Genomic DNA, 24,910 nt, shown 5'->3' on the forward strand with positions numbered 1-24,910 from the left:
CTTCCCGCGTCGTCCCGGCCGCCCGGTTTTTTCGTCCAAGCAGCGCTGATCTTTGTCCATGGACGGTGATCACCGCCAGGGGTGAGGCTGGGGCGCATGACCGATTTCAGGGTGGGGGAAAAGGACTTCCTGCTGGACGGGCGCCCGGTGCGGCTGCTGTCCGGCGCGCTGCACTACTTCAGGGTGCACGAGGAGCACTGGGAACACCGGCTGGCGATGCTGCGGGCGATGGGCCTCAACTGCGTGGAGACGTACGTCCCGTGGAACCTGCACGAGCCGAGGCCGGGCGAGTGCGAGGACGTGGCGGCCCTCGGCCGCTTCCTGGACGCAGCCCACCGCGCGGGGCTGCCGGCCATCGTGCGGCCGGGTCCGTACATCTGCGCCGAGTGGGAGAACGGCGGGCTGCCGCACTGGCTGACCGGTGAGCTGGGCACGCGCGCGCGTACCCGTGACGAGCGGTTCATGGAGCACCTGGAGCGCTGGTTCGGGGTGCTGCTGCCGCAGGTCGTGGACCGGCAGATCGACCGGGGCGGCCCGGTGATCATGGTGCAGGCGGAGAACGAGTACGGCAGCTACGGCTCGGACGAGGAGTACCTGCGCCGGCTGGCCGAGCTGCTGCGGGCTCGGGGCGTGACGGTCCCGCTGGTCACCTCGGACGGCCCCGAGGACCACATGCTGTCCGGCGGCTCCATCCCCGGGGTGCTCGCCACGGTGAACTTCGGCTCCCACGCGCGCGAGGCCTTCGAGACGCTGCGCCGGCACCAGCCGGAGGGGCCGCTGATGTGCATGGAGTTCTGGTGCGGCTGGTTCGACCACTGGGGCGGCGAGCACATCACCCGGGACGCCGAGGACGCGGCGGCCGCGCTGCGCGAGATCCTTCAGGCGGGCGCCTCGGTCAACGTCTACATGGCGCACGGCGGCACCAACTTCGCCGGCTGGGCGGGCGCCAACCGCCCCGGCGGCGAGCTGCACACGGGGCCGCTGGAGGCGGACGTGACGTCGTACGACTACGACGCCCCGATCGACGAGTCCGGCAACCCGACGGACAAGTTCTGGCGCTTCAGGGAGGTGCTCGCCGCGTATGCGGACGGCCCGCTGCCCGAGCCGCCGCCGGCGCCCGCGCGGCTGGCCGCGGAGGCGGAGGTGCGGCTGACCGGCTGGGCGCCGCTCGACGCCGTCCTGGAGAGCCGGGGCGGCCAGGAGGTCGCGGCACCGGTCCCGCCCACCTTCGAGGAGCTGAACGTGGACCGGGGCGTGGTGCGGTACGAGGTGACGGTGCCGGGCCCCCGGCCGGCGTACCCGCTGACCGCGCGCGGTCTGCGGGACCTGGCCGTGGTGTACGTCGACGGGGAGCGGGCCGGTGTGCTCACCGAGGGCGACGAGCAGCTGGCCAAGCCGGTCGCCGGGAACGCGCGCGTGGAGCTGTGGGTGGAGTCCCTGGGGCGGGTGAACTACGGGCCCCGCAGCGGCGAGACCAAGGGCATCACCGGGGGGCTGCTGCACGAGCGGCAGTATCTGCACGGGGTACGCGCGCGTGGGCTGCGGCTGGACGCGCTGGACGACATCGGGGACGTCGTTTTCCAGCCGCTCGGACAGGACGGCGCCCCGGGGCTGTACCGGGGGACGGCGACGGTGCGCGGCGCCGGGGACGCACGGCTCGAACTGCCGGGCTGGACCCGGGGGTTCGTCTGGGTCAACGGCTTCAACCTGGGCCGTTACTGGACTGCGGGCCCCCAGCGCTCCCTGTACGTGCCCGGTCCGGTGCTGCGTGAGGGCGACAACGAGGTGTGGCTCCTGGAGCTGGAGGAGGCGGCCCCGCAGGCCGTGCGGCTGCGTTCCGTGTGAGCGTCCTGCGCCCGGAACCCGACCAGGGAAAATCCGCTGTCCTCCCCGTAGAGTGGAGTCGGGTTCTGGGCGTCTTGGGGGTTCAGGCGTGGCGAACGGCGGACCGGTCGAGCACGGCTACCCACACCTGGAGACGGTGCGGGCCGCCATCACCGCGCTCTGGAAGCGGCTGTCGTACGACACCGTCCAGACCTTCTCCACCAGCGTGGCCCCCGCGGACGTTGCCTTCTGCGACACCGACGACCTCTATCTGGGCGCCCAGCGCGTGGCCCGGGAGCTGGTGCGGCACTACCGGCTGCCGGACGCCCGGCTGATCGTCAGCTTCCGGGAGATGACGCACGCGGCGAACGTCGAGCTGGCGGCGGGCCCGGAGTACTTCGTGGAGCTGAACGACCGGTTCCGCAAGCACCGGCGGGACATCGGCGCCGCCCTCGCCCACGAGGTCATGCACGTCTATCTGCACCGGCTGGGGCTGTCCTTCCCCGGCACCCGGGACAACGAGATCCTCACGGACACCGCGACGACGTACCTGGGCGCGGGCTGGCTGCTGCTCGACGCCTACCGGGAGGACTCGGCGTCCTCCCAGAAGCTCGGCTATCTCACGCCCGAGGAGTTCGGCTACGTCCTGGCCAAGCGTGCCCTGGTCTTCGGCGAGGACCCCGCGATCTGGTTCACCAGCCCGCAGGCGTACGAGGCCTACACCGAGGGCATGGCCCAGGCCCGCCGCGACGAGCAGCAGCCCCCGCTGACCGCGGCCGGCTGGGCGGGCCGCCGCCGCTACGCCCGCGACCGCCGCCACGCCCAGGACACCCACACGCCCCTCCCCCACGCCGGCACGCCGTACTCCTTCACCCCGGACGGCCACGGCCCCCTCCGCGTGTCCTTCCCCTGCCCGACCTGCCACCAGCGCATCAGGGTCCCGGTGAAGGGACGGGTACGAGCGAGGTGCGGCCTGTGCCGGACGGTACTGGAGTGCGACACGTAGGGGGATGGGGCGCGGGCGAGCCGTACCGGAGCGCGGCACGAGCCGCACCGGAGCGCGGCGCGGACGCCGGTCAAACCGTGCCCGAGCACGACCGGGCGCACGGCGCGCAAACCGTGCCGGAGCACGACCTGGGGCACGCCGGGGACGCAGGACCACCCCCTGACGAACTCCGGACCGGGAACACGGCGCGGACAAAAGACCAACCCTCCCGAAGTGCGGCGCCCCAGCGAGACGGGGGCGGGACGAATGCTGCCGGAGCACGGCCGGCGCGACTGGGCCGGCGCGGCACGGACGCGGGGCAAAGCGTGCCGGAGCGCGACCGGCAGCGCGGCGCGGGCGCAAGGGCTCTGGCGGAGGGCCACGCCGGCCGGGGCTGAGGGCGCGAGGCCAACCCCGTCCGAGGCCCGCAGTCAGCCCGACGCAGACACGAAGCCACCCTGCTCCGGGCCCCAGCCGGATGCGGACGCGAGGCCGAGCCTGCCCGAGGACCACACCCAGCCGGACGCGGCTACGCGCCGTACACCGCCCCCGGCTCCTCCGCCTCCCCCAGCAGCTTGAGTGCCGTGTCCCCCGCCTCCGTCGGGCTCCACCGGGCCCCCTTGTCGGCGCTCGGGCCCGGGCGCCAGCCCTCCATGACGGTGATCCGGCCGCCCTCCGCCTCGAAGACGCGGCCGGTCACGCCTTCGCTCGCGGCAGAGCCGAGCCAGACGACGAGGGGCGAGACGTTCTCCGGGGCCATGGCGTCGAAGCCGGTGTCCGGGGCGGCCATGGTCTCCGCGAAGGTCCGTTCCGTCATGCGCGTGCGGGCCGCGGGCGCGATCGCGTTGACCTGGACGCCGTAGCGGGCCAGTTCGGCCGCCGCGACCAGCGTCAGCCCGACGATGCCGGCCTTCGCCGCGCTGTAGTTCCCCTGCCCGACCGACCCCAACAGCCCGGCCCCGCTACTGGTGTTGACGATCCGGGCGACCGGCGTGCGTCCCGCCTTGGCCTCGGCCCGCCAGTGCGCGGCGGCGTGCTTGAGCGGCAGGAAGTGCCCCTTGAGATGCACGCGCATCACGGCGTCCCAGTCACCCTCGTCGAGGTTGACCAGCATCCGGTCGCGCAGGAACCCGGCGTTGTTGACGAGCGTGTCGAGCCGCCCGTACGTCTCCAGAGCCGCCGCGATCAGCGAGGCCGCTCCCTCGGTGCTCGCGATGTCGCCGCCGTGGGTGACCGCCTCACCACCCGCCGCCCGGATCTCCTCGACGACCTGCCGGGCCGGACTGTCGGCGCCCGGCGTCCCGTCCAGCCCCACGCCCAGGTCGTTCACCACGACCCGCGCGCCCTCCGCCGCGAACGCGAGCGCGTGGGCCCGCCCGAGGCCCCGGCCCGCCCCGGTGACGACGACGACCCGTCCGTCGCAGATTCCGCTCATCTCACGTCTCCTTGTTGGCAGTTGCGGCATCCAGGAACGCCGGCCGCTCCCCGCCCCCGTGCACCAGCAGGCTCGCCCCGCTGATGTAGGCGGCCGCGTCGGAGGCGAGGAAGACGGCGGCCGCGCCGACGTCGGCCGGGGTGGCCAGGCGGCCGAGCGGCACCGTGCGGGAGACCGCGTCGACGCCCTCCTCGCCGCCGTAGTGCAGATGGGACAGCTCGGTGCGGACCATGCCGACGACGAGGGTGTTGACCCGGACCTCCGGTGCCCACTCCACGGCCATCGAGCGGGCGAGGTTGTCCAGCCCGGCCTTGGCCGCCCCGTACGCCGCCGAGCCGGGCGAGGGCCGGCTGCCGCTGACGCTGCCGATCATCACGACGGCTCCCCGGGCCCGCCGCAGGTGCTCGTACGCGGCGAGGGATGCGGTGAGCGGGGCGAGGAGGTTGAGCTCGATGACCCGTGCGTGTCGCTCGGCGTCCGCGTCGGCCAGCTTGCGGTAGGGGGCGCCGCCCGCGTTGTTGACGAGGACGTCGAGCCGGGGCAGCGCGGCGAAGAAGGCACGTACGGCGGGCGGGTCGCGCAGGTCGAGCGGGCTGAACTCCACGCCCTCGACCGGCACTTCGGGCGGCCGTCGCGCACAGGCGACGACCTGCGCCCCGGCCTCCACGAAGGCCTTGGCGATCCCCGCTCCCACCCCCCGGGTGCCCCCGGTGACCACGACCGTCCTGCCGCGCAGCGAGTTATCCACAGGTCTCCCGCTCCGATCCGCGGACTGCTAGCTTCGAAGCCTCACACCTAACAAATGTTTGGTGGAAAGGCGTTGGTTGGAAAGGTAGCTGATGCGCCCATGGGTGTCTCCACCTCGTCCCCGGAAAAGGGGATCCGACTCCTCACCGTCGACTTCCCCCCGGTGAACGCGCTGCCGGTGCGCGGCTGGTTCGAGCTGGCCGACGCGCTGCGTGCCGCGGGCCGCGACCAAGGGGTGCGTTGTGTCGTCCTGGCCGCCGAGGGACGGGGCTTCAACGCGGGCGTGGACATCAAGGAGATACAGGCGCAGGGCTCGAGCGCGCTGGTGGGCGCCAACCGCGGCTGCTTCGAGGCGTTCGCCGCGGTGTACGAGTGCGAGGTGCCCGTGGTGGCGGCGGTGCACGGCTTCTGCCTGGGCGGCGGCATCGGACTGGCGGGGAACGCGGACGTGATCGTGGCGAGCGAGGACGCCGTCTTCGGCCTGCCCGAGCTGGACCGGGGCGCCCTGGGCGCGGCCACGCATCTGGCCCGGCTGGTCCCGCAGCACCGGATGCGTGCCCTCTACTACACCTCGCAGACGGTCACCGCGCAGGAGCTGCACGGCTACGGCTCGGTGTGGCGGGTGGTACCACGGGACGAACTGCGAGAAACGGCCCTGGAGTTGGCGCGCGACATCGCCGCCAAGGACGGAGAGCTGCTGCGTCTGGCCAAGGCCGCCATCAACGGCATCGACCCGGTCGACGTGCGCCGCAGCTACCGCTTCGAGCAGGGCTTCACATATGAGGCGAGCGCGGTCGGGGTGGCCGACCGGGTCCGGGACACCTTCGGCAAGCAGAAGGAGGGTGCGTAGGCGTGGGCGACAAGACGATGACCGCCGAGGAGGTGGTCTCCCGCCTGGAGAGCGGCATGACCCTCGGCATCGGCGGATGGGGTTCCCGCCGCAAACCGATGGCCCTGGTCAGAGCGCTGCTGCGCTCGGACGTCACCGACCTGACGGTCGTCTCCTACGGCGGCCCGGACGTGGGCATGCTGGCGGCGGCCGGACGGATCCGCAGGCTGGTCGCCGCGTTCGTCACCCTCGACTCCATCCCGCTGGAACCGCACTACCGCGCGGCCCGGGAGCGCGGTGCCTTCGAGCTGATGGAGATCGACGAGGCGATGTTCATGTGGGGGCTGCGCGCGGCGGCGAACCGGCTGCCGTTCCTTCCGGTGCGGGCCGGGATCGGCTCGGACGTGATGCGGATCAACCCCGGTCTGCGGACGGTCACTTCGCCGTACGAGGACGGGGAGACGTTCGTGGCGATGCCGGCCCTGCGGATGGACGCGGCCCTGGTGCACGTGGGCCGCGCGGACCGGCTGGGCAACGGGCAGTACCTCGGCCCGGACCCCTACTTCGACGACCTGTTCTGCGAGGCGGCGGACACGGCTTATGTGTCGTGCGAACGGATCGTGGACACGGCCGAGTTGACGAAGGAGGCGGCCCCCCAGTCGCTGCTGGTCAAGCGGCACCGGGTGACGGGTGTCGTGGAGGCCCCGAACGGCGCGCACTTCACGTCCTGCGCCCCCGACTACGGCCGGGACGAGGCCTTCCAGCGGACCTACGCGACCACGCCCTGGCCGGAGTTCGCGGCACGGTTCCTGGCCGGGGACGAGCAGACGTACCAGACGGCGGTGAGGGAGGAGTCATGACCGAGGTCACCGGCACGTCCGTCGTTCCCGTCACCCGCGCCGAGTACTGCGTGATCGCCTGCGCCGAGGCCTGGCGGGGCGAGGGCGAGGTGCTCGCCAGCCCGATGGGGCTGATCCCCTCCATCGGCGCCCGGCTCGCCCGGCTCACGTTCTCACCGGACCTGCTGCTGACGGACGGCGAGGCGATGCTCGTCCGCCCGGACGGCACGGTCGAGGGCTGGCTCCCCTACCGTCAGCACCTGGCCCTCGTCACCGGCGGTCGGCGGCACGTGATGATGGGCGCGAGTCAGATCGACCGGTTCGGCAACCAGAACATCTCCTGCATCGGCGACTGGGAGCGGCCCCGGCGACAGCTGCTCGGGGTGCGCGGGGCACCGGTCAACACGCTGAACAACCCGACGAGTTACTGGGTCCCGAAGCACTCACGGCGGGTCTTCGTCGAGAAGGTCGACATGGTCTGCGGGGTGGGCTACGACCACGCGGCCGCCCACCCGGAAACGGCTCGCTACCACCGCATCCCGCGTGTCGTCTCCGACCTGGGCGTCTTCGACTTCGCGACCCCGGACCACTCGATGCGCCTGGCCTCACTGCACCCGGGGGTCACTGTGGAGGAGGTGCGCGAGGCCACCGCCTTCGAGCCGGCGGTCCCGGACGAGGTGCCGACGACCCGCGAGCCCACGGCCGAGGAACTGCGGCTGATCCGCGAGGTGCTCGACCCGACCGGCAGCCGGGCCAGGGAGGTCGGTTCGTGATGGAGACGGCGCTCACCCGCCTCATCGGCATCCGGCACCCGATCGTCCAGACCGGCATGGGCTGGGTGGCGGGCCCCCGTCTCGTCTCCGCGACGGCGAACGCGGGCGCGCTCGGCATCCTGGCCTCCGCGACGATGCCGACCGACCGGCTGCGCGAGGCGATACGGGAGGTGAAGTCCCGTACGGACGCGCCGTTCGGGGTGAATCTGCGGGCCGACGCGGCGGACGCCGGCGACCGGGTGAGCATCATGATCGAGGAGGGTGTCCGGGTCGCCTCCTTCGCCCTCGCTCCCTCCCCCGAGTTGATCGCGGAGCTGAAGGGGGCGGGTGTGGTGGTCATCCCCTCCGTCGGCGCGCGACGGCACGCGGAGAAGGTCGCGGCGTGGGGCGCGGACGCCGTGATCGTGCAGGGCGGCGAGGGCGGCGGGCACACCGGCGAGGTGGCGACGACGGTGCTGCTGCCGCAGGTGGTCGACGCGGTGCGGATACCGGTCGTGGCGGCGGGCGGCTTCTTCGACGGACGGGGCCTGGTCGCGGCACTGGCGTACGGGGCGGCGGGGGTCGCGATGGGCACGCGGTTCCTGCTCACCTCGGACTCGACGGTGCCGGACACGGTGAAGGCGCGGTATCTGGCGGCGACGGTCCGGGACGTCACCGTGACCCGGGCGGTGGACGGTCTGCCGCACCGGATGCTGCGCACGGAGCTGGTGGACTCCCTGGAGGACTCCGGCCGCGCGCGGGCCCTGCTGCACGCCCTGCGCCACGCGGCCGGCTTCCGCAGGCTGTCCGGGCTGAGCTGGCGGCAGATGGCGCGCGACGGGCTGGCGATGAAGCACGGCAAGGAGCTGTCCTGGAGCCAGGTACTGCTCGCCGCGAACACGCCGATGCTGCTGAAGTCGGCGATGGTGGACGGCCGTACGGATCTCGGGGTGATGGCGTCCGGGCAGGTCGCCGGGGTGATCGAGGACCTGCCCTCGTGCGCGGAGCTGGTGGCGGGGGTGATGGCTCAAGCGGAGGAAATCATCGGCGAGTTGGCGCGGGGCGGTGCTTCAATGCGCACATGACGGAGACGATCAGAGAGCCGTGGGGATCGAGTGTTTTCGGTGCGGGGAGCGTGCGGGTCGAGCCGCAGCTCGTCCGGGTGAGGTTGTCGGTGGATGTGCTGGAGCCCCTGCCGGACAAGGCGTTCCAGGAGGCGGGCGCTGCCGTGGCGCGGCTGCGTGAAGTACTGCGCGGGCACGGGATACCGGACGCGTCGGTGTCGGGCTCCCGGCTCAAGCTCAGCTCTGACTACGACGGGTACGGCGGCGAACGGAAGTTCCTCGGCTACCGCTGCCGGGCCTCGTACGTCATCGAGACCGAGGTGCTCGACGATCTCCAGCAGCTGATCGTGGACGCGGTCGACGCCGGGGCGCACCACATCGACAGCGTCGAGTTCGACGTGCACGACAAGCCGGCGCTGCGGGACGAGGCACGGCGCAAGGCGGTGGCCGCCGCCCGCCGCAAGGCCGAGGTGTACGCGGAGGCGGCGGGCGTGCGGCTGGGCCCGGTGGTGCACATCCAGGACGTGGACTCGGAGTCCTACGAGTTCCGCCAGTACCGGGGCCACGGCGGCGGGGGCGGCACCTCGGCGGGCGACCTCGCACCCGGCATGGTGGAGGTGTCCGCGGGCGTGGTCCTGGGCTTCTCCCTCACCCACTGACCCACCCGGCCCGCTTACCCACGCCGGCCCAGCCACGCCCCCCACCGGCCGCCCGCGCACCGCCCGCCGCCGCGCATCACCGCGCGTTGGCCGGTGGCGGCTGGCGGCTGGCGGCTGGCGGCTGGCGGCCCACTGGCTACCGCGCACGCCCACGCCCCCGATCACCGCGCCGTCACCCACCACTGCTCGCCGGCCGCGCGCCGACTACTACCCGCCGCAGCTCACCACCCAGGCAGCACGCCTACCGCCGCTCCACCGCCCACCACCGCATGGCTCCCGCCCCCTACTCACCTACCGTCCTCAGACCCTCTCAATGATCGTCACGTTCGCCTGGCCGCCGCCCTCGCACATCGTCTGGAGGCCGAAGTGGCCGGCCGTGCGCTCCAGTTCGTGCAGCAGGGTCGTCATGAGTTTGACGCCGGTCGCGCCGAGGGGGTGGCCGAGGGCGATCGCGCCGCCGTTGACGTTGACCTTCTCGGGGTCGGCGCCGGTCTCCTTGAGCCAGGCGAGGACGACCGGGGCGAAGGCCTCGTTGATCTCGACGAGGTCGATGTCGTCGATGGTCAGGCCGGTCTTCTTCAGGGCATGGGCGGTGGCCGGGATGGGGGCGGAGAGCATGCGGATGGGGTCCTCGCCGCGTACGGAGAGGTGGTGGACGCGAGCGCGGGGCCGCAGCCCGTGCTCGCGCACCGCCCGCTCCGAGGCCAGCAGCATCGCCGCCGCCCCGTCGGAGACCTGGGAGGAGCAGGCGGCGGTGACGGTGCCACCGTCGAGGACCGGTTTCAGCCCGGCCATCTTCTCCAGCGAGGTGTCCCGGCGCGGCCCCTCGTCGACCGCGACCTCGCCGAGGGCCACGATCTCCCGCTCGAACCGGCCCTCGTCGATCGCCCGCAGCGCCCGCCGGTGCGACCGCAACGCGAACTCCTCCTGGTCCTCCCGGCTGATCCCCCACTTCGCGGCGATCATCTCGGCGCCCACGAACTGGTTGACGGGCTGGTCCCCGTACCGGGCCCGCCAGCCCTCGCTGCCCGCGAAGGGTCCGGCCGTGAAGCCCAGCGGCTCGGCGGCCTGGCGGGTGGCGAAGGCGATCGGGATCTGCGACATGTTCTGCACACCGCCCGCGACCACCAGGTCCTGCGTGCCGGACAGCACTCCCTGCGCCGCGAAGTGCACGGCCTGCTGCGAGGAGCCGCACTGCCGGTCGATCGTCACTCCGGGCACCTCCTCGGGCAGTCCGGCAGCCAGCCAGCAGGTGCGTGCGATGTCCCCGGCCTGCGGTCCCACCGCGTCCAGACAGCCGAAGACGACGTCCTCGACGGCGGCCGGATCGACGCCCGCGCGCGTGACCAGCTCCTTCAGCACATGCGCGCCCAGGTCGGCCGGATGGACCCCGCTCAGCCCACCTCCCCGCCGCCCCACGGGCGTTCGGACCGCTTCGACGATGTAGGCCTCGGCCATGGCGACTCCCCAATGGGTCACGTACGTACGGCGATCCCGTCCAGCACCATCGACAGGTACTGCCGGGCGATCTCCTCCGGGCTGTGCTGTCCGCCGGGCCGGTACCAGGACGCGGCCACCCACACGGTGTCGCGCACGAACCGGTAGGTGAGACGGACATCGAGGTCGGCCCGGAAGACCCGGGCGGCGACCCCGCGCTCCAGCGTGGACAGCCACGCCTTCTCAAACTTGCGCTGCGACTCGGCGAGGAACGCGAACCGCTCCTGCGCCACCAGCTGCCTGCTCTCCTTCTGGTAGATCGCGACGGCGGCGCGGTGCCGGTCGATCTCCCGGAACGACTCGGTGACCAGGGCCTCCAGGGTCTCGCGCGGGTCCAACTCGGCGTCCAGGACGGTGTCGTAGCCGCTCCACAGCTCGTCGAGGAAGGTGCGCAGGATTTCCTCCAGCATCGATTCCTTGGAGTCGAAGTGGTAGTAGAGGCTGCCCGCGAGCATGCCCGCGTGGTCGGCGATCTTGCGTACGGTGGTGGCGTTGTAGCCCTGCTCGGCGAAGACCTCGGCGGCGGTCTCGAGGAGTTCGCGGCGCCGGGCGGGCGCGGCGGTCACCTGGGGCTTCTTCTTGGTCGGCACGGATACATTCTCGTCCTAGGCGCGCTGGCTGCTGACGGAGACGACCTCTCCCGTCATGTACGAGGAGTAGCCGGACGCCAGGAAGACGATCACGTTGGCCACCTCCCAGGGTTCCGCGTACCGGCCAAAGGCCTCGCGCGCGGTCAGTTCCTCCAGCAGCTCGGGGGTCGTCACCTTCACCAGGTGCGGGTGCATGGCGAGACTCGGCGAGACGGCGTTGACCCGCACCCCGTACTCGGCCGCCTCCAGCGCCGCGCACCGGGTCAGAGCCATCACGCCGGCCTTGGCGGCGGCGTAGTGGGCCTGTCCGGCCTGGGCGCGCCAGCCGACGACGGAGGCGTTGTTGACGATGACCCCGCCACCGCCGTTCCCCACGCCACCGCCGCCGCTGTAGCGCATCAGCCGCAGCGCGGCCCGGGTGCACCGGAAGGTGCCGTTCAAGGTCACGTCCAGGACCCGGCTCCACTGCTCGTCGGTCATGTCGGCGAGGGGTGAGGTGCCGCCGAGGCCGGCGTTGTTGACGACGACGTCCAGGCGTCCGTGCGCGCTCACCGCCGTCTCGAACAGGGCCCGCACCTGGGCCTCGTCGGTGACGTCGCACGGCACTGCGGCCACCGCACCCGGGAAGTCCCGGGCCAGCTCGGCCTCGTACTCCTTCAGCCGCCGCCCGTGGGCGTCGCTGATCAGCACGCGGGCGCCCTCCTCCAGGAAGCGGCGCGCGGTGGCGCCGCCGATGCCCGCTCCGGCCGCCGCGGTGATGACGGCGGTGCGACCGGTCAGCAGGCCGTGCCCGGGCACGTACGCCGGAGTCTCGACCGTTGTCATAAGGCCACGCTAATCTACCAAACACTTGTTAGGGAAGGAGGGCGACGACCGTGGACCTCACCGACTCGCGCGCCGACGAGGAGTTCCGCGCGGAGGCCAGGGCCTGGCTCACCGCGCATGTACCGGCCGACCCGCTGCCGTCCCTGGAGACCGCGGAGGGCTTCGCGGCGCACCGGGCGTGGGAGGCGGAGCTGGCGGCGGACCGCTGGTCGGTGGTCAACTGGCCGGCGGAGTACGGCGGACGTGACGCCGGTCTCCTGCGCTGGCTGGCCTTCGAGGAGGAGTACTGGGCGGCGGGCGCGCCGGGGCGGGTGAGTCAGAACGGGATCAGTCTGCTGGCGCCGACCCTCTTCGACCACGGCACCGAGGAGCAGCGGGCGCGGGTGCTGCCGTCGATGGCCACCGGCGAGGTGATCTGGGCGCAGGCGTGGTCCGAGCCCGAGGCGGGCTCGGACCTGGCCTCCCTCAGATCGCGGGCGGTGCGCACGGACGGCGGCTGGCTGCTGACCGGGCAGAAGACCTGGTCGTCCCGGGCCGCCTTCGCCGACCGCGCCTTCGGCCTGTTCCGCAGCGACCCGGACACGCCGAAACCCCACCAGGGCCTGACCTACCTGATGTTCGGCCTGCGTAGCCCAGGCGTCACGGTCCGTCCGATCGGCCGCCTCGACGGGAAGCCGGCGTTCGCCGAGCTCTTCCTGGACGACGTGTTCGTGCCGGACGAGGACGTGATCGGCGCGCCCGGCGAGGGCTGGCGGATCGCGATGTCGACGGCGGGGAACGAGCGGGGGCTGATGCTGCGCTCCCCGGGCCGTTTCCTCGCCGGTGCCGAAAGACTCCGCGCCCTCTGGGAGGAGCGGGGAAGTCCGCCCCACGCACACGACCAGGTGGCCGACGCCCTGATCGGCGCCCGCGCCTACCAGCTCTTCACCGACGCGGCGGCCTCCCGCTTCCTGGACGGCGACTCCATCGGGCCCGAGTCCAGCCTGAACAAGGTCTTCTGGTCCGAGTACGACATCGCGCTGCACGAGACGGCCCTCGACCTGCTCGGCGAGGAGGGCGAGTCGGCGGACACGGCCTGGGCCGAGGGCTACGTCTTCTCCCTCGCCGGCCCGATCTACGCGGGCACCAACGAGATCCAGCGCGACATCATCGCCGAGCGCCTGCTGGGCCTGCCGAAGGGACGCCGCTGATGCGTTTTCTGCTCGACGCCGAACAGCGGGCGTTCGCGGCCTCGTTGGACGCCCTGCTCACGGCCTCCGACACGCCGTGCGCCATACGGGAGTGGGGCCGCGGCGAACGGGCGAGCGGCCGTGCGCTGTGGCGCCGTGTCGCCGAAGCGGGGGTGTTCGGTCTCGCCGTACCGGAGGAGTACGGCGGCCTGGGCGTCCGTCCCGTGGAACTCGCCGTCGCGTTCGTGGAGTTGGGGCGGCACGCGGTACCGGGACCTGTGGTGGAGACGGTCGTCGCGGCCGCCCTGCTCGGTGAGCCGAGTCCGTCCGCCAAGCGCCTGTTGCCGTCGCTGGCCTCGGGCGAGGCGCTGGCGACGGTGGCGCACGAGGGGTCGTACGCCCTCGACGGGGAGGCGGCGGACGTCCGTCTCTCGCTGGCACCCGACGGCCTGCGCCTCGCCCCCGGTCACGGTCCGGTACGCCCGTCCCTCGACCCCGCCCGCCGCCTCACCCCCCTGACCCCGGGCGGCGAACTCCTCACCGCCGAGCCGCCCGTGGAGCACGCCCTCGCCCACGCCCGTCTCGCCACCGCCGCCCAGGCCCTCGGTGTCGGGCTCGCCCTCCTCGACCGGACCGTCGCGTACGTGAAACAGCGCACCCAGTTCGGCGTCCCCATAGGCTCCTTCCAGGCCGTGAAGCACCGACTGGCCGATGTCAAGATCGCCTTGGAGTTCGCGCGGCCCCTGGTGTTCGGAGCCGCGCTCACCATGGCGCCCGCCGACGTGGCCGCCGCCAAGGTCGCGGCCTGCGAGGCGGCGTACCGGGCCGCCCGTACCGCGCTCCAGTCGCACGGCGCGATCGGGTACACCGCGGAGTACGACCTGTCCCTGTGGCTGACCAAGGCCCGAGCGCTGCGCACCGCGTGGGGCACGCCGCGGGAGTGCCGGGCGCTGGTGGTCAGTGGTGGTGGTCGCCGCTGGTGAGCTCCCGGTACTCCTCCACGGTCGGTTTGGCGATCCGCGAATCGGGCCCGAACATCGCCCGCGCCAGCTGGGCGCGCACCCGCTGGGCGACGGTGACCGGCCGGCGCACGCCGTTGGCGTCGACGAGCGGGCCGATCTCGTAGGGCGGGTTCTGTTCGTGCTGAGTGAGGGTGAACAGCTGGTCCTGCGGGAGCGGTTCGTGCACCTCGACGAACTCGCCGGTCGGCAGCCGCTTGATGGTGCCGGTCTCCCGGCCGTGCAGCACCTTGTCCCGGTCCCGGCGCTGCAGGCCCAGGCAGACCCGTTTGGTGACGATGAAGGCGACGACCGGCGCCGCGAAGAAGGCGACCCGCACGAACCAGGTGATGGCGTTGATGGACAGGTGCAGATGCGTGGCCACGATGTCGTTGCCGCCGCCGATCAGCAGCACCACGTACAGGGCGAGCCAGGCGACACCGAGTCCGGTGCGCACGGGCGCGTTGCGCGGCCGGTCCAGGATGTGGTGCTCGCGTCTGTCCCCGGTGATCCACGCCTCGACGAAGGGATACAGCCCGAGGGCGAGCAGGATCAGCGGGAAGAGCGAGAAGGGGATGAGGACGCCCAGCACGAGGGTGTGGCCCCAGGCGTTGATCTCCCATCCCGGCATCACCCGGATCAGTCCCTCGGAGAAGCCGAGATACCAGTCGGGCTGGGCGCCGGTGGTCACCAGGTCCGGTCGGTAGGGGCCGAAGGCCCACACGGGGTTGATGCTGGCGATGCCGCCCATCACGGCCAGCACGCCGAAGACGAGGAAGAAGAAGCCGCCGGCCTTGGCCATGTAGACGGGCAGGAAGGGCATGCCGACCACGGTCTTCTGGTCGCGCCCGGGCCCGGGGTACTGGGTGTGCTTGTGGTAGAAGACCAGGATCAGATGGGCGACCACCAGCCCCAGCATCAGCCCTGGCAGCAGCAGGACGTGGACCGGGAAGAGCCGCGAGATGATGTCGTGGCCCGGGAACTCCCCGCCGAACAGGAACATCGACAGATACGTGCCGACGATCGGGATCGACAGGATCGCGCCGTCGGCGAAGCGGATGCCGGTGCCGGAGAGCAGGTCGTCGGGGAGCGAGTAGCCGGTCAGGCCGGTGATGATGCCGAGCATCAGCAGGGTCCAGCCGAACAGCCAGTTGACCTCGCGGGGCTTGCGGAAGGCGCCGGTGAAGAACACCCGCATCATGTGCACCAGCATGCCGGTGACGAAGACCAGCGCCGCCCAGTGGTGGATCTGCCGGATGAGCAGTCCGCCGCGCACGTCGAAGCTGATGTCGAGCGCGGACTCGTAGGCGCGGGTCATCCGGACACCGTTGAGCGGCACGTACGAGCCGTGGTAGACGACCTCGACCCCGCTGGGCTCGAAGAACAGGGTCAGGTAGATGCCGGTGAGGATCAGGATGATGAAGCTGTACAGGCAGATCTCGCCGAGCATGAAGGACCAGTGGTCCGGAAAGACCTTGCGCATGTTGGCCTTGGCCAGGGCGTAGAGGCCGAGCCGTCCGTCGGCCCAGTCGGCGACCTTCTCGCCCTTGCCCGGGGGCTCCCTGCGCGCCGAAGCCCCGTGGTTTTCCGCACGTGCGCCGTCCATAGGTTCGTCGCCTCCCCGTCGGATCAACATCAGGGTGGCACGCGCCCCGGGGCTGAGCCAACGGTGCGTTCAGGACGGCGGCACGATTCCCTGCGCCCGCGCCGCCACCAGCCACTTCGGAAACTCACTCACGAGCCGGTCGTACAGCTCGGCGTCCGACACCTTCCGCGGGTCGGCCCCGGCGTGGAAGAACCCGGCGTTGTCCACGACCCGCTTGTCCGGCACCGCCAGGTCGTCGAGCCGGCGCAGGAAGTCGAACTGCTTGCTGTGCGGGTCCCCGAAGCCCACGAACTGCCAGAACAGCGGCAGCCCGGCCGCCTTGCACAGGTACCGTTCGGCGGCGAGCTTGTTGATCGGGCCGCCGTCGGTCTGGAAGACCACCAGGGCGGGGTCGGTGGAGCCGCTGTCGAGGTAGTGGTCGATCACGGCGTCCATGGCCAGGTGGTAGCTGGTCTTGCCCATGTGCCCGAGCCCGGCCAGGATCTTCTCGATGCGCCCCGCGTGGTCGGCGAGCGCGATCTCGGTCTCGGCGTCGACGTCCGTCGAGAAGAACACCACCGGCACGCTTCCGTCGTCGTCGAGATGCGCGGACAGCCCGAGCACCCGGTCGGCCAGCGCCTGCACACTGCCGTCGTTGTAGTACGGCTTCATCGAGCCGGAGTAGTCGACGACGAGGTACACGGCGGCCCGTAGCCCGTCGAGCCCGTGCTTGCGCAGCGAGACCCCGGCGCTCTTGTAGAGGCTGACCAGGGCCGGCGCGGTCTCCTCGACCTTCTTCAGACTGATCGCAACCATGGCCCCTACTCTCCCATCCGTCACCTGTGTTCGTTATTTTGTTCGCCGCCGTCCCCACCGGCTCACCGTTCGTCCCATCCCCTCCGAGGAGCCGGCGTGGAACCCGAGTCCACCGTCACCACCTGCTACCGCCATCCCGCGGTGGAGTCCCACGTCCGCTGCACCCGCTGCGACCGCTACATCTGCCCGGACTGTATGCGGGAGGCGTCCGTCGGCCACCAGTGCGTGGAGTGCGTACGTCAGGGCGCGCGGTCGGTGCGGCAGGCGCGCACGGCGTTCGGCGGGCGGATCACCACGGCGCCCGTGGTGACGTACGTCCTGATCGGGCTCAATGTGCTCGCGTATCTGGGCGAGCTGGTGCGGCCTTCGGTCGTGGACCGGTTCGAGATGCTGGGCCGGGGGCTGGTCGGGCCGGACGGCGGGCACTACGTGTGGGTGGCCGGGTACCCCTCGGCCTTCCACCCCGAGGGTGTCGTCGACGGGGAGTGGTACCGGCTGCTGACCGGCGCGTTCCTGCATCTGCCGCCGACCGGGGGCACATTCGGGATCCTGCACATCGTGATGAACATGGTGTCGCTGTGGAACATCGGCCGGGTGGTCGAGTTCCAGCTCGGCCGGATCCGGTACGTCACCCTGTATCTGCTGTCGGCGCTGGGCGGCTCGGTGCTGGTGCTGCTGCTCGCGCCGGACACCCCGACGCTGGGCGCGTCCGGCGCGATCTTCGGGCTCGGCGCCGCGTACTACGTCATGGCCCGGCGGCTGGGCGCCGACATGAGTCAGGTCAACCGTTTCATGGCGGGCCTGCTGCTGTGGCTGCTGATCTCCGCGGGCCTCACCTCATGGCAGGGCCACCTCGGCGGACTGCTGGCCGGCGCCGTGGTGACCGTCGCCTTCGCCTACGCGCCCCGCGACCAGCGCCGCACCCTCGTCCAGGCGGGCGCGTGCGTGACCCTGCTGGCGCTGCTGGTGATCCTGGCGATGGCGAAGGTCGCGGAGCTGACGGTCTGAACAGCCGAAAAGGCGACAGCGCCTGCCCGTAGTCCGGTCGGGGACTGGGCAGACGCCGTCACGGGGGGTCTGGGGGGATACCCCCCAGACAACCAGCCCGTACGCCTTTGTACGGGACGTTCCTGGTGAACCGTCAGACCATCAGCGCGCGGTCCGTCGGGCGGATCGGGGCCGGCAGGTCGCTGGCGCCGGTCAGGAAGCGGTCGACGCCGCGGGCGGCCGAGCGGCCCTCCGCGATCGCCCACACGATGAGCGACTGGCCGCGGCCGGCGTCACCGGCGACGAAGATCCCGGGGACGTTGGTCTGGAAGTCGGCGTCGCGGGCGATGTTGCCCCGCTCGTCGAGGTCCAGGCCGAACTGGTCGACCAGGCCGTTGTCCCGGTCGGTGCCGGTGAAGCCCATCGCCAGCGTCACCAGCTGGGCCGGGATCTTGCGCTCGGTGCCCGGCTTCGGGGTGAGCCTGCCGTCGATGAACTCGACCTCGGTGAGGTGCAGCCACTGGACGTTGCCGTCCTCGTCGCCCTCGAAGTGGGTGGTGGAGACGGAGTAGACCCGCTCGCCGCCCTCCTCGTGCGCGGAGGTCACCTTGTACAGCATGGGGAAGGTCGGCCACGGCTGGGTGACGGCGTTCCGCTCGTCGCCCGGCCGGGGCATGATCTCCAGCTGGGTGACGGAGGCCGCGCCCTGGCGGTGGGCGGTGCCCACGCAGTCAGCGCCGGTGTCGCCGCCGCCGATGACCACGACGTGCTTGCCCTCGGCCGAGACCGGGGAGACGACGTAGTCGCCCTCCTGGACCTTGTTCGACAGCGGCAGGTACTCCATGGCCTGGTAGATGCCCTTGAGCTCGCGGCCCGGCACCGGCAGGTCCCGCGCGGTCGTCGCACCGGCGGCGATGACGATGGCGTCGTACCGCTTCTTCAGGTCGGTCGCCTTGAGGTCGCGGCCGATCTCGATGCCGGTACGGAAGCGGGTGCCCTCCGCGCGCATCTGCTCGATACGGCGGTTGATGTGCCGCTTCTCCATCTTGAACTCGGGGATGCCGTAGCGGAGCAGGCCGCCGATGCGGTCGGCGCGCTCGTAGACGGCGACGGTGTGGCCGGCCCGGGTCAGCTGCTGGGCGGCGGCCAGGCCCGCCGGGCCCGAGCCGATGACGGCGACGGTCTTGCCGGACAGGCGCTCCGGGATCTGCGGGGCGACGTCACCGGTCTCCCACGCCTTGTCGATGATCGAGACCTCGACGTTCTTGATGGTCACCGGCGGCTGGTTGATGCCCAGCACACACGCCGACTCGCACGGGGCCGGGCACAGCCGCCCCGTGAACTCGGGGAAGTTGTTCGTCGCGTGCAGGCGCTCCGAAGCCGCCGACCAGTCCTCGCGGTAGGCGTAGTCGTTCCACTCGGGGATCAGGTTCCCCAGCGGACAGCCGTTGTGACAGAACGGGATACCGCAGTCCATGCAGCGGCTGGCCTGCTTGCTGATGATCGGCAGCAGGGAGCCGGGGACGTAGACCTCGTTCCAGTCCTTCAGGCGGTCCTCGACCGGACGGGACTTGGCGACCTCACGGCCGTGGTTCAGAAAGCCCTTCGGGTCAGCCATTGATCGCCGCCTCCATCATCTTCTCGGTGATCTCGGACTCGGAGAGTCCCGCCTGCTCGGCGGCGTCCTTGGCGGCGAGCACTGCCTTGTACGTGCTGGGGATGATCTTGCTGAAGCGTTCGACCGCGGTGTCCCACTCGGCCAGCAGCTTCTCGGCCACCGTGGAGGCGGTCTCCTCCTGGTGCCGGCGCACCACGTCGTGCAGCCACTGCTTGTCGGTGTCGTCCAGCTCCTCGACCGACTCCAGGTTGCCGACGTTGACGTTGTCCCGGTCGAGGTCGATCACGTACGCGACACCGCCGGACATACCGGCCGCGAAGTTGCGGCCCGTCGGGCCGAGCACCACCGCGCGTCCGCCGGTCATGTACTCGCAGCCGTGGTCGCCCACGCCCTCGGAGACGACCGTCGCGCCGGAGTTGCGGACACAGAACCGCTCACCGGTACGACCGCGCAGGAACAGCTCGCCGCCGGTCGCGCCGTAGGCGATGGTGTTGCCCGCGATGGTCGAGAACTCGGCGAGGTGGTCGGCGCCCCGGTCGGGACGGACGATCACCCGGCCGCCGGAGAGGCCCTTGCCGACGTAGTCGTTGGCGTCGCCCTCCAGGCGCAGCGTGACACCGCGCGGGAGGAAGGCGCCGAAGGACTGGCCCGCGGAACCGGTGAAGGTGATGTCGATGGTGTCGTCGGGCAGGCCGGCGCCACCGAACTTCTTCGTCACCTCGTGGCCGAGCATGGTGCCGACCGTGCGGTTGATGTTGCGGATGGCGACCTGGGCGCGCACCGGCTGGGCGTCGGTCGCGGAGTCCGCGGCCAGGGCGTCGGCGGCGAGCTTGATCAGCTCGTTGTCGAGCGCCTTCTCCAGGCCGTGGTCCTGGGCGATCACCTGGTGGCGGACCGCGCCCTCGGACAGCGACGGCACGTGGAACAGCGGGGCCAGGTCCAGGCCCTGCGCCTTCCAGTGGTCGACCGCGCGGGTCACGTCGAGTGCCTCGGCGTGGCCGACGGCCTCCTCGATGGAGCGGAAGCCGAGCTCGGCCAGGATCTCGCGGACCTCCTGGGCGATGTACTGGAAGAAGTTGACCACGTACTCGGCCTTGCCGGAGAAGCGGTCGCGCAGGACCGGGTTCTGGGTGGCGATGCCGACCGGGCAGGTGTCCAGGTGGCAGACGCGCATCATGATGCAGCCGGAGACGACGAGCGGCGCGGTCGCGAAACCGAACTCCTCGGCGCCGAGCAGCGCGGCGATGACGACGTCACGGCCGGTCTTGAGCTGGCCGTCGGTCTGGACCACGATCCGGTCGCGCAGGCCGTTGAGCAGCAGGGTCTGCTGGGTCTCGGCGAGGCCGAGCTCCCAGGGGCCGCCCGCGTGCTTCAGCGAGGTCAGCGGGGAGGCGCCCGTGCCGCCGTCGTGACCGGAGATGAGCACGACGTCCGCGTGCGCCTTGGACACACCCGCCGCGACCGTGCCGACGCCGACCTCGGAGACCAGCTTGACGTGAATCCGCGCCTGCGGGTTCGCGTTCTTCAGGTCGTGGATCAGCTGGGCCAGGTCCTCGATGGAGTAGATGTCGTGGTGCGGCGGCGGGGAGATCAGACCGACGCCCGGGGTCGAGTGACGGGTCTTGGCGACCCACGGGTACACCTTGTGGCCGGGCAGCTGGCCGCCCTCGCCGGGCTTGGCGCCCTGGGCCATCTTGATCTGGATGTCGTCCGCGTTGACCAGGTACTCGGAGGTCACGCCGAAGCGGCCGGAGGCGACCTGCTTGATGGCGGACCGGCGGGCCGGGTCGTACAGACGGTCCGGGTCCTCGCCGCCCTCACCGGTGTTGGACTTGCCGCCCAGCTGGTTCATGGCGATGGCGAGCGTCTCGTGCGCCTCGCGCGAGATGGAGCCGTACGACATGGCGCCGGTGGAGAAGCGCTTGACGATCTCGGAGACCGGCTCGACCTCGTCGATGGAGATCGAGGGACGGTCCGACTTGAAGCCGAACAACCCGCGCAGCGTCATCAGCCGCTCGGACTGCTCGTTCACCCGCTCGGTGTACTTCTTGAAGATGTCGTAGCGGCCGGTGCGCGTGGAGTGCTGGAGGCGGAAGACCGTCTCGGGGTCGAACAGGTGCGGCTCGCCCTCGCGGCGCCACTGGTACTCGCCGCCTATGTCCAGGGCGCGGTGGGCGGGCGCGATGCCGGAGGCCGGGTAGGCCTTGGCGTGGCGGGCGGCGACCTCCTTGGCGACGACGTCGATGCCGACACCGCCGATCTTGGTGGCCGTACCACTGAAGTACTTGGCGACGAACGCGTCGTCGAGACCGACGGCCTCGAAGACCTGGGCGCCCCGGTAGGAGGCGACCGTGGAGATGCCCATCTTCGACATGACCTTCAGCACGCCCTTGCCGAGGGCGTAGATCAGGTTGCGGATGGCCTGCTCGGGCTCGATGCCGGAGAGGAAGGTACCGGCGCGGACCAGGTCCTCGACCGACTCCATCGCCAGGTACGGGTTCACGGCCGCGGCGCCGTAGCCGATGAGCAGGGCGACGTGGTGGACCTCGCGGACGTCGCCGGCCTCGACCAGCAGGCCCACGTGGGTGCGCTGCTTGGTGCGGATGAGGTGGTGGTGGACGGCCGCGGTGAGCAGCAGCGAGGGGATCGGCGCGTGCTCGGCGTCGGAGTGGCGGTCCGACAGGACGATCAGCCGGGCGCCGTTGCCGATGGCGGCGTCGGCCTCGGCGCAGATCTCCTCGATGCGCGCCGCGAGGGCGTCACCGCCGCCGGAGACCCGGTACAGACCGGAGAGGGTCGCGGCCTTGAAGCCGGGCATGTCGCCGTCGGCGTTGATGTGGATGAGCTTGGCCAGCTCGTCGTTGTCGATGACCGGGAAGGGCAGCACGACGGAGCGACAGGAGGCGGCGCTCGGGTCGAGCAGGTTGCCCTGCGGGCCCAGCGACGAGCGCAGGGAGGTGACCAGCTCCTCGCGGATCGCGTCCAGCGGAGGGTTGGTGACCTGCGCGAACAGCTGGGTGAAGTAGTCGAACAGCAGCCGCGGGCGCTCGGAGAGCGCGGCGATCGGGCTGTCCGTACCCATCGAACCGATCGGCTCGGCACCGGCCTTGGCCATCGGCGCGAGGATGACGCGCAGTTCTTCCTCGGTGTAGCCGAAGGTCTGCTGGCGGCGGGTGACCGAGGCGTGGGTGTGGACGATGTGCTCGCGCTCGGGCAGGTCGCCCAGCTCGATCTCGCCGGCCTCGATCCACTCGGCGTAGGGCTGCTCGGCGGCGAGGGTCGCCTTGATCTCGTCGTCCTCGATGATGCGGTGCTCGACGGTGTCGACGAGGAACATCTTGCCGGGCTGCAGCCGGCCCTTGCGGACGACCTTGGCCGGGTCGATGTCCAGGACGCCGACCTCGGAGCCGAGGACGACCAGACCGTCGTCGGTGACCCAGTAGCGGCCGGGGCGCAGGCCGTTGCGGTCGAGGACCGCGCCGACCTGGGTGCCGTCGGTGAAGGTGACACAGGCCGGGCCGTCCCAGGGCTCCATCATCGTGGAGTGGAAGTTGTAGAAGGCGCGGCGGGCCGGGTCCATGGAGTCGTGGTTCTCCCACGCCTCCGGGATCATCATCAGCACGGAGTGCGGCAGCGAACGCCCGCCCAGGTGCAGCAGTTCGAGCACCTCGTCGAAGGTCGCCGAGTCGGAGGCGTCCGGCGTACAGATCGGGAAGACGCGCTCCAGGCCCCTGTCCCCGAACAGGTCGGAGACCAGCTGCGATTCGCGGGCACGCATCCAGTTGCGGTTGCCCATGACGGTGTTGATCTCACCGTTGTGCGCGACGAAGCGGTACGGGTGCGCGAGGGGCCACGACGGGAAGGTGTTCGTGGAGAACCGGGAGTGCACGAGCGCGATCGCGGAGGCGAAGCGGCGGTCGGACAGGTCCGGGAAGAAGGGCTCGAGCTGACCGGTGGTCAGCATGCCCTTGTAGACGATGGTGCGCGCGGAGAGCGACGGGAAGTAGACACCGACCTCGCGCTCGGCGCGCTTGCGCAGCGCGAAGGCCTTGCGGTCGAGAACGATGCCCTTCGAGGCGTTGTCCGTGACGAAGATCTGGCGGAAGGCGGGCATCGTCGAGCGGGCGGTGGCGCCGAGCAGTTCGGGGGCGACCGGGACCTCGCGCCAGCCGAGGACGGTGAGGCCCTCGTCGTCGGCGATCGTCTCGATGCGTGAGACGGCGTCCTCGGCCCCCTCCTCAGGCAGGAAGGCGATGCCGACCGCGTAACCGCCCGCCTCGGGCAGTTCGAATCCGGCCACGTCACGGAGGAACGCGTCGGGCACCTGGGAGAGGATGCCGGCGCCGTCCCCGGAGTCCGGCTCCGAGCCGGTGGCACCGCGGTGTTCGAGGTTGCGCAGGACGGTCAGGGCCTGTTCGACCAGGGTGTGGGACGCCTCGCCGGTGAGGGTGGCAACGAAGCCGACGCCGCACGCGTCGCGCTCGAAGCGGGGGTCGTACATACCCTGCGCAGCAGGGCGAGCATCCATGAAGGACCAGTTCTGGCCATTCGCGGAATGCTGGGACGGCTGGCGCGGCGTACGCATCGGCTCTCCCGTCGTCGTCTCAAGTGGCATGCAGATTGCCGAGGGACGACGTTGGCCCTCTGCGGAGTGCAAAATTTCGTGCAGGTTACATGATGGAGCGGTTCTCGGGAACCGGGATATTCCGTTCCAGCATGCGGACACCGCTCGGCTGCAGCGCGGGTGCCGCGCCTGCGGTGGAAGCTATGGGGACCGGACGGGACAGATCGATGTCCGCCGACCCGAAAGACGGGGAGGGCCGCGTCGCCCTTCCCGGTGGTGCGCGGCAGGCCTCATTGCCCACAGCGCTTACGGCTCATGCCCGGTGGAAAACCATTCGAAACCAGCGGGTAACGGCTACTTATGCGGCCCAACGCATAAGTTCCAGCCGAGCTATCCTACGGCCGTTCCGAACAGACTGCCCAGGGCGTACGTCACACCGGCCGCGGCGCCGCCGAGCGCGAGCTGCCGCAGCCCGCTGTACCACCAGCTGCGCGCGGTCACCCGGGCCACCACGGCACCGCACGCGAACAGCCCGATGAAGGCGAGCAGCAGGGCGGGCCACAGCGCGGTCGCACCGAGCAGATACGGCAGTACGGGAAGCAGCGCGCCCAGGGCGAAGGACCCGAAGGACGACACGGCCGCGACCAGCGGAGACGGCAGGTCCGAGGGGTCGATGCCGAGCTCCTCGCGGGCGTGGATCTCCAGCGCCTGCTCGGGATCGCGGGACAGCTGCCGGGCGACCTCACGGGCCAGCTCCGGCTCGACGCCGCGCGCCTGGTAGAGCGCGGCGAGCTCGGCCTCCTCGTCCGCCGGGTGCTTCCTCAGCTCGGCGCGCTCGACGTCCAGCTCGGCCTCGACGAGCTCGCGCTGGGAGGCGACGGAGGTGTACTCACCCGCGGCCATCGAGAAGGCGCCGGCGGCGAGACCCGCGAGGCCGGTCAGCACGATGGTGTTCGGACTCACGGCGCCGCCCGCGACACCGGTCATCAGCGCGAGGTTGGAGACGAGCCCGTCCATCGCCCCGAACACCGCCGGCCGCAGCCACCCACCGTTGACGTCACGGTGCGTGTGGTTGTCGCGGTGGGCCTCGTGGAGCGTGGCCTCGGTCTCGATGATCGCCATTGCGG

Annotated in this window: 20 protein-coding genes; 10 read left to right on the forward strand and 10 right to left on the reverse strand. The window is 71.4% G+C overall.

The features are described from left to right. Positions 1-96 precede the first annotated feature (96 nt). Both ABZZ74_RS03590 and ABZZ74_RS03595 read left to right on the forward strand, forming a co-directional pair. Positions 97-1,845, forward strand: coding sequence for a beta-galactosidase family protein (locus ABZZ74_RS03590; RefSeq protein WP_356761538.1), 1,749 nt, complete (start codon positions 97-99; stop codon positions 1,843-1,845). An 88-nt stretch (positions 1,846-1,933) separates the two neighbouring features. Beyond that, positions 1,934-2,830 (forward strand): hypothetical protein, encoded by an 897-nt coding sequence (locus ABZZ74_RS03595; RefSeq protein ID WP_356761540.1) that lies wholly within the window; start codon positions 1,934-1,936, stop codon positions 2,828-2,830. 508 nt (positions 2,831-3,338) lie between these two features. On the opposite strand, the gene ABZZ74_RS03600 is transcribed toward ABZZ74_RS03595, so the two are convergent. Further along, positions 3,339-4,244 carry an SDR family oxidoreductase gene (locus ABZZ74_RS03600; protein ID WP_356761542.1) on the reverse strand — a complete coding sequence of 302 codons (906 nt, stop codon included), beginning with the start codon at positions 4,242-4,244 and terminating at the stop codon, positions 3,339-3,341. A gap of 1 nt (position 4,245) precedes the next feature. After that, the gene (locus ABZZ74_RS03605) at positions 4,246-4,992 is read right to left on the reverse strand and encodes an SDR family oxidoreductase (RefSeq protein ID WP_356761544.1); all 747 of its coding nucleotides are present in this window, start codon (positions 4,990-4,992) and stop codon (positions 4,246-4,248) included. A gap of 99 nt (positions 4,993-5,091) precedes the next feature. On the opposite strand from ABZZ74_RS03605, the gene ABZZ74_RS03610 reads away from it, so the two are divergent. From ABZZ74_RS03610 to ABZZ74_RS03630, 5 genes are read left to right on the forward strand one after another with little or no spacing between them, the layout of a single operon-like run. Continuing rightward, on the forward strand, positions 5,092-5,841 hold the full coding sequence (locus tag ABZZ74_RS03610) for an enoyl-CoA hydratase family protein (protein WP_356761546.1): 750 nt from the start codon (positions 5,092-5,094) through the stop codon (positions 5,839-5,841). 2 nt (positions 5,842-5,843) lie between these two features. Beyond that, positions 5,844-6,680, forward strand: coding sequence for a CoA-transferase (locus ABZZ74_RS03615; protein ID WP_356761548.1), 837 nt, complete (start codon positions 5,844-5,846; stop codon positions 6,678-6,680). Beyond that, on the forward strand, positions 6,677-7,432 hold the full coding sequence (locus ABZZ74_RS03620) for a CoA-transferase (protein WP_356761550.1): 756 nt from the start codon (positions 6,677-6,679) through the stop codon (positions 7,430-7,432). The genes ABZZ74_RS03615 and ABZZ74_RS03620 overlap by 4 nt, the downstream gene beginning before the upstream one ends. Further along, on the forward strand, positions 7,432-8,496 hold the full coding sequence (locus ABZZ74_RS03625) for a nitronate monooxygenase (RefSeq protein ID WP_356761715.1): 1,065 nt from the start codon (positions 7,432-7,434) through the stop codon (positions 8,494-8,496). The genes ABZZ74_RS03620 and ABZZ74_RS03625 overlap by 1 nt, the downstream gene beginning before the upstream one ends. Beyond that, positions 8,493-9,134, forward strand: a complete 642-nt coding sequence (locus tag ABZZ74_RS03630) for an SIMPL domain-containing protein (RefSeq protein ID WP_356761552.1) — start codon at positions 8,493-8,495, stop codon at positions 9,132-9,134. Before ABZZ74_RS03625 ends, ABZZ74_RS03630 begins: the two co-directional genes overlap by 4 nt. Before the next feature lie 300 nt (positions 9,135-9,434). Here ABZZ74_RS03630 and ABZZ74_RS03635 read toward each other — a convergent pair whose 3' ends face one another. The 3 genes from ABZZ74_RS03635 to ABZZ74_RS03645 are packed head-to-tail and all read right to left on the reverse strand — an operon-like array spanning position 9,435 to position 12,046. Beyond that, positions 9,435-10,592, reverse strand: coding sequence for an acetyl-CoA C-acetyltransferase (locus tag ABZZ74_RS03635; protein ID WP_356761553.1), 1,158 nt, complete (start codon positions 10,590-10,592; stop codon positions 9,435-9,437). A gap of 17 nt (positions 10,593-10,609) precedes the next feature. Then, complete coding sequence (locus ABZZ74_RS03640) at positions 10,610-11,221, reverse strand: TetR/AcrR family transcriptional regulator (protein WP_133042783.1); 612 nt, start codon at positions 11,219-11,221, stop codon at positions 10,610-10,612. A gap of 15 nt (positions 11,222-11,236) precedes the next feature. Further along, complete coding sequence (locus tag ABZZ74_RS03645; protein ID WP_356761555.1) at positions 11,237-12,046, reverse strand: SDR family oxidoreductase; 810 nt, start codon at positions 12,044-12,046, stop codon at positions 11,237-11,239. Between the two features lie 50 nt (positions 12,047-12,096). Here ABZZ74_RS03645 and ABZZ74_RS03650 point away from each other — a divergent pair, with 50 nt between their 5' ends. Together ABZZ74_RS03650 and ABZZ74_RS03655 are read left to right on the forward strand one after the other, a co-directional pair. Then, the gene (locus ABZZ74_RS03650) at positions 12,097-13,236 is read left to right on the forward strand and encodes an acyl-CoA dehydrogenase family protein (RefSeq protein WP_356761557.1); all 1,140 of its coding nucleotides are present in this window, start codon (positions 12,097-12,099) and stop codon (positions 13,234-13,236) included. Beyond that, a complete protein-coding gene (locus tag ABZZ74_RS03655; protein WP_356761559.1) occupies positions 13,236-14,198 on the forward strand; it encodes an acyl-CoA dehydrogenase family protein in 963 nt (320 codons plus the stop codon). The genes ABZZ74_RS03650 and ABZZ74_RS03655 overlap by 1 nt, the downstream gene beginning before the upstream one ends. Here the strand turns inward: ABZZ74_RS03655 and ABZZ74_RS03660 are convergent. Both ABZZ74_RS03660 and ABZZ74_RS03665 read right to left on the reverse strand, forming a co-directional pair. Beyond that, positions 14,173-15,819: a cytochrome bc complex cytochrome b subunit gene (locus ABZZ74_RS03660; RefSeq protein WP_356761561.1), complete on the reverse strand. Its 1,647-nt coding sequence runs from the start codon at positions 15,817-15,819 to the stop codon at positions 14,173-14,175. The genes ABZZ74_RS03655 and ABZZ74_RS03660 overlap by 26 nt on opposite strands. A 69-nt stretch (positions 15,820-15,888) precedes the next feature. After that, positions 15,889-16,614 (reverse strand): VWA domain-containing protein, encoded by a 726-nt coding sequence (locus ABZZ74_RS03665; protein ID WP_356761562.1) that lies wholly within the window; start codon positions 16,612-16,614, stop codon positions 15,889-15,891. A gap of 96 nt (positions 16,615-16,710) precedes the next feature. Here ABZZ74_RS03665 and ABZZ74_RS03670 point away from each other — a divergent pair, with 96 nt between their 5' ends. After that, positions 16,711-17,622: a rhomboid family intramembrane serine protease gene (locus ABZZ74_RS03670; protein ID WP_356761564.1), complete on the forward strand. Its 912-nt coding sequence runs from the start codon at positions 16,711-16,713 to the stop codon at positions 17,620-17,622. Between the two features lie 133 nt (positions 17,623-17,755). Here ABZZ74_RS03670 and ABZZ74_RS03675 read toward each other — a convergent pair whose 3' ends face one another. The 3 genes from ABZZ74_RS03675 to ABZZ74_RS03685 all read right to left on the reverse strand — a co-directional run bounded on the left by ABZZ74_RS03675 (position 17,756) and on the right by ABZZ74_RS03685 (position 24,905). After that, on the reverse strand, positions 17,756-19,219 hold the full coding sequence (locus ABZZ74_RS03675) for a glutamate synthase subunit beta (protein WP_356761565.1): 1,464 nt from the start codon (positions 19,217-19,219) through the stop codon (positions 17,756-17,758). Next, positions 19,212-23,804 (reverse strand): glutamate synthase large subunit, encoded by a 4,593-nt coding sequence (gene gltB / locus ABZZ74_RS03680; protein WP_356761567.1) that lies wholly within the window; start codon positions 23,802-23,804, stop codon positions 19,212-19,214. Before gltB ends, ABZZ74_RS03675 begins: the two co-directional genes overlap by 8 nt. Positions 23,805-24,173: 369 nt before the next feature. Further along, positions 24,174-24,905, reverse strand: coding sequence for a VIT1/CCC1 transporter family protein (locus tag ABZZ74_RS03685; protein ID WP_133042792.1), 732 nt, complete (start codon positions 24,903-24,905; stop codon positions 24,174-24,176). Positions 24,906-24,910: the final 5 nt, after the last annotated feature.

Source organism: Streptomyces sp. NPDC006476 (assembly GCF_040612015.1).
Classification (GTDB): domain Bacteria; phylum Actinomycetota; class Actinomycetes; order Streptomycetales; family Streptomycetaceae; genus Streptomyces; species Streptomyces griseorubiginosus_B.